The organism is Micromonospora sp. NPDC049799 (genome assembly GCF_040656655.1).
Lineage (GTDB): Bacteria > Actinomycetota > Actinomycetes > Mycobacteriales > Micromonosporaceae > Micromonospora.
In genome coordinates this window covers 1-3,818 of the sequence record NZ_JBFAMU010000476.1, presented here as the reverse complement: position 1 = coordinate 3,818, position 3,818 = coordinate 1, and the positions used below count along the sequence as shown (strand labels likewise).

The 3,818-nt window shown below is 72.5% G+C and carries 4 protein-coding genes and 1 pseudogene; 2 read left to right on the top strand and 3 right to left on the bottom strand.

Annotation, left to right across the window (positions count from 1 at the left end):
* Positions 1-1,368: DEAD/DEAH box helicase (locus AB0I76_RS24795; RefSeq protein ID WP_357039943.1), on the bottom strand; the 1,368-nt coding region annotated here is incomplete at its 3' end.
* A gap of 294 nt (positions 1,369-1,662) precedes the next feature.
* Here AB0I76_RS24795 and AB0I76_RS24790 point away from each other — a divergent pair.
* Complete coding sequence (locus tag AB0I76_RS24790; protein ID WP_357039940.1) at positions 1,663-2,340, top strand: ferritin-like fold-containing protein; 678 nt, start codon at positions 1,663-1,665, stop codon at positions 2,338-2,340.
* A 59-nt stretch (positions 2,341-2,399) separates the two neighbouring features.
* Here AB0I76_RS24790 and AB0I76_RS24785 read toward each other — a convergent pair whose 3' ends face one another.
* Both AB0I76_RS24785 and AB0I76_RS24780 read right to left on the bottom strand, forming a co-directional pair.
* On the bottom strand, positions 2,400-2,627 hold the full coding sequence (locus tag AB0I76_RS24785) for a DUF3107 domain-containing protein (protein ID WP_357039937.1): 228 nt from the start codon (positions 2,625-2,627) through the stop codon (positions 2,400-2,402).
* 64 nt (positions 2,628-2,691) lie between these two features.
* Positions 2,692-3,330, bottom strand: a complete 639-nt coding sequence (locus AB0I76_RS24780; protein WP_357039934.1) for a TetR/AcrR family transcriptional regulator — start codon at positions 3,328-3,330, stop codon at positions 2,692-2,694.
* Between the two features lie 146 nt (positions 3,331-3,476).
* Between AB0I76_RS24780 and AB0I76_RS24775 the strand changes: the two are divergent.
* Positions 3,477-3,818: pseudogene (locus tag AB0I76_RS24775) on the top strand (hypothetical protein); the annotation flags it as partial.

Sequence of the window (3,818 nt, the reverse complement as noted above, 5' to 3'; positions counted from 1 at the left end):
GTCCCGACCCTCACCGCGCCGGGTGCCGCGGCCCTCGCCGCGCCGCGAACGGCCACCCAGGTCCTCCTCCACCTCGGCGGCGAGGCCGGCGCGGGTGCGCTCGGCCGTCGGCAGGGTGCCCGAGATGTCGGTGGAGATGCCCAGCTCGGTGTAGAGGTGGGCGGACGTGTGGTACGTCTCCGGCGGCTCCGGCATGTCCAGGCCGAGCGTCTTGTCGATGATCCGCCAGCGGGGCATGTCGTCCCAGTCGACGAAGGTCACCGCGACACCGGTCGCCCCGGCCCGGCCGGTACGACCGATCCGGTGGGTGTAGGTGTCCTGGTCCTCGGGGCAGTCGTAGTTGATGACGTGGGTGACGCCGGTGACGTCGATGCCCCGCGCGGCCACGTCGGTGGCGACCAGCGTGTCGATCTTGCCGGCCCGGAACGCGCGCAGCGCCCGCTCCCGTGCGCCCTGGCCGAGGTCACCGTGGACGGCGGCGACCGCGAAACCGCGGAAGTCGAGGTCCTCGGCGACCCGGTCGGCCGCCCGCTTGGTCCGGGTGAAGATCATGGTCAGCCCGCGCCCCTCGGCCTGGAGGATCCGCGCCACGATCTCGATCTTGTTCATCGAGTGGGTGCGGTACGCCAGCTGCTGGGTCTGCGGCGACGGACCGGTCTCGGCCGTGTGCCCGGCGTGGATGGTCACCGGACGGCGCAGGAAGCGCCGGGACAGCGTGACGATCGGGTCCGGCATGGTGGCCGAGAACAGCATCGTCTGCCGGTCCTCCGGCAGCATCGCGAGGATCTTCTCGACGTCGTCGAGGAAGCCCAGGTCGAGCATGCGGTCGGCCTCGTCGAGGACCAGCGCGCGTACCCGGTCGAGTCGCAGGTGCTTCTGCTTCTGCAGGTCCATCAGGCGGCCGGGGGTGCCGACGAGGATCTCCACGCCCTTGCGCAGCGCGTCGATCTGCGGCTCGTACGCCACGCCGCCGTAGATCGGCAGCACGCGCACGCCGCGGGTGCGGCCCGCGGCCTGGAGGTCCTTGGCGACCTGGATGCCCAGCTCGCGGGTCGGGACCACGACGAGCGCCTGCGGCACGCCGTCGCTGCCCTCGGCGGGCGCGAACACCCGCTCCAGCAGCGGTACGCCGAAGCCGAGGGTCTTGCCGGTGCCGGTGGGGGCCTGGCCGATCAGGTCGGTGCCGCGCAGCGCGATCGGCAGCGCGTACTCCTGGATGGCGAAGGCCCGGGTGATGCCGGACGCGGCCAGCGCGTCGACGGTCTCCTGACGTGCGCCCAGCTCGGCGAACGTGGGCGCCTCCGGTCGTACCGGAGCGGTGGGGGCCAGTTCCTGGCCGTCCATGAGATCTTGGGTCAGCTCGCTCATATGGATTTGGGGGTGCCCTCTCGTGGGTGCGCCCCTTTAGTCCTCAGGGCGCTGTTCGGGTATGGCGCGGGCCACACGGTCGGCGGCAGACTGCCGAGCCGGACCGGGCCGCACGCGCGCCGTGGGGGAACGTCGACCGGATCGAACGTCGGTCGGTGCCCACGGCAACTGCTCCAGTCTACCTGAACCGGCCGGTCACCGTCCTGATTCCGGATGGCGGTCCGCGTCCAGGGCCGATCGGTGTGACCTGGGCCACGTGCCACGCCCGGGAAGGTCGGGCGGTAACCTGCCCAGATGTCCGCCTCCACCCCGTCCGACCACACCGCCGACATTCCGCCCGAACGTGCCGTCGTGGACCTGCTCGGCCTGGTGGCCCTCGGCGAACTGCTGGCCTTCGAACGGATGGCCGCCGACGCCCGGCTCGCCCCCGACCTGCGCCGGCGGGCCGCGCTCGGCGAGATGGCCGCCGCCGAGATCGCCAACTACCGCCGGCTGGCCGACCGGCTCGCCGCGCTGGGCGTACTGCCCGACGACGCGATGGCGCCGTACGTCGCGCCGCTGCAGGCGTTCCACGACTCGACCGAGCCGAGGGACTGGGCCGAGGCGGTGACCAAGGCGTACGTCGGGGACGGGATCACCGACGACTTCATCCGGGAGATCGCCGGCGCCCTCACCGAACCGGACCGCCGGCTCGTCCTCGACGTGCTGCACGAGTCCCGGTACGCCGACTTCGCCGCCGCCGAGATCCGCCTCGCCATCGAGACGGACCCCCGGGTCGCCAACCGGCTCTCGATGTGGGCCCGACGGCTGGTCGGCGAGGCGCTGTCCCAGGCCGGCCGGGTGGCGTCCGCCGACCTCGGGGCACTCACCGCGCTGATCGCGCGGGACGAACAGGCGGACGTGGCGGGGCTGTTCCGACGGCTGACCGCGGCGCACACCGCGCGGATGGGCGCCGTCGGCCTCAACAACTGACCCAGGCTCCCGACGGCGGTGGTGGCTGCGGCCACGACCGCCGCCGGGAGCGCGGAACGTCAGCGGACGGTGAAACCGACCGCGCGCGGGGACGCCTCGGCGATCTCCACGTACGCGACCTTGTCGACCGGCACGATGATCCGCCGGCCCTTCTCGTCGGTGAGGGAGAGCGTCCCGCTGTTGTTGGCGAAGGCGTCGGTCACGGCCTGCTCGATCTCGGCCGGCGACTGCGCGCTCTCCAGAACCAGCTCGCGCGGCGCGTACTGCACGCCGATCTTGACCTCCACGGTGCCTCCTCAACTGGGGCGAATGAGCCGCCGTGCGAAGGCTATCCGATCACACCGGTGGCGGTCAGGCTGACTCACCTTGCAGCGGGAAGCTCGCGATGCCCCGCCACGAGAGTGCCGCGACGAGCGCCTCGGCCTCCGCCTTGGGCACCTGCCGCCCACCGGCCAGCCAGAACTGCGCGGCCGTCTCCGCCGCGCCGACCAGCCCGGAGGCGAGCAGCTCGGCGTGCGCCCGGCTGACGCCGGTGTCCGAGATGATGGTGTCGGTTATCGCCGCGATGCAGCCCTGCTCGACCCGCTCGACGCGCTGCCGCACCGCCGGGTCGTTGCGCAGGTCGGACTCGAAGACGAGACGGAAGGCCTCGCTCTCGTGGTCGACGAAGTCGAAGTACGCCCGCACCGAGGCACCGACGCGCTCCTTGTTGTCGATGGTCCCGCGCATCGCGTCGTGCACCTTCGCCACGATCGCGTCGCAGTGCGTGTCGAGCAGCGCCAGGTAGAGCTCCATCTTGCCCGGGAAGTGCTGGTAGAGCACCGGCTTGGAGACCCCGGCCCGCTCGGCGATGTCGTCCATCGCGGCAGCGTGGTAACCCTGCGCGACGAACACCTCCTGCGCCGCTGCGAGCAACTGCTTGCGGCGGGCGGAACGGGGCAGGCGGGTGGGCCGGCCGGCGGTGTGTGCACCGTTCCCCACAGCGGTCATGGGAACCTCCGAGTTTCGTCGTACGAGCCGGCATTTCACCCGTACCGGTCTGGGCTTGGAGCCCGTCGCGGAATTGGCCCGCCGCTGTAACTTATCGCCACTGTCACCACACGGTAGCCTCAGCGGGGGCGACCAAGGAGCGCGCGGTGAGTGAAGCAGGGCAACCCGGAGCCGCCACCCCGGGAGAGCACGGTGACGGGACGGGTCCGCAGGACGACCTGGCCCGTTCCGGCGACGGGTGGGCGCCCCCGGCGACCGGTTGGCCCCGGCTCGGGGACCGGCCACCGTCGCGGGAGCCGGCGTCGCCCTGGCGTACACCGGATCCGCACCCGGGATGGGCCGCCTCATCGTCACGACACGGTGACCTGCCGTCACCGCTGCCCGGTGTTCCGGGCGATCCCGAGCCCCCGGTCCGGGTCAACGGCCACCGCACCAACGGCGTCCCGCGGCCCGGCGCCGACGTGCCGGCCGGGCGACCCGCACCGGTG